The 582-nt window shown below is 49.1% G+C and carries 1 protein-coding gene; it reads right to left on the minus strand.

Annotated features, from left to right (window positions below; translation table 11 throughout):
- Positions 1-566 (minus strand): VCBS domain-containing protein (locus tag AB4140_RS19820; RefSeq protein ID WP_372002363.1); only part of this gene is annotated, 566 nt, incomplete at its 3' end.
- Positions 567-582 lie beyond the last annotated feature (16 nt).

Raw genomic sequence — 582 nt, forward strand, 5'->3', positions numbered from 1 at the left:
CCGTTGTAGTCTTTTTCTGGGGTAAACGTAAACGTACCATCGGCATTGTTTAGAATAGAGCCATGGTCAGCATGCAGGTTTTCAATGGTTAGTTTACCGGCATCGTTTTTATCGACGTCCACGGTATTGGCAAGTAGTTGTGCTGTCGTCAGAGTTTGGCGGGTATCTTCGCTGCCACTTTGTAGCACCACTTCAGATGAACAGTAAGGTCTGTCGTTACTGCCGTGAATGGTGATGACAATATCGTGTGTTGTACCATCTTTTGAATGGACTGTAATCGTATCGGTTAAGCTTTGTCCTTCACCAAGCTGGTCAATTGCAGTGCCACGCGTTGTGGGCCTAGCACCTATACCTGATAGATGCCCAGCATCGGCATGGTAATGCCAGGTGCCATCGGTGAGTAAGATTAGATCGCCATAGGTGCCGTGATAGTCGTAACCATTGCTGCCTTGGCGTTCAAATCCTGACTCGCCTACATCGGGGTCTGTAATGGTCAGCTTGCCATCCGCATAGAGTGTTGTATTGCCAAGTGTGGCTATGCCTGAGTGAGCATAGTCAGGTGACATGTCGACACCCGCGCTG

The organism is Shewanella sp. 10N.286.51.B2 (assembly GCF_041469265.1).
GTDB lineage: Bacteria > Pseudomonadota > Gammaproteobacteria > Enterobacterales > Shewanellaceae > Shewanella.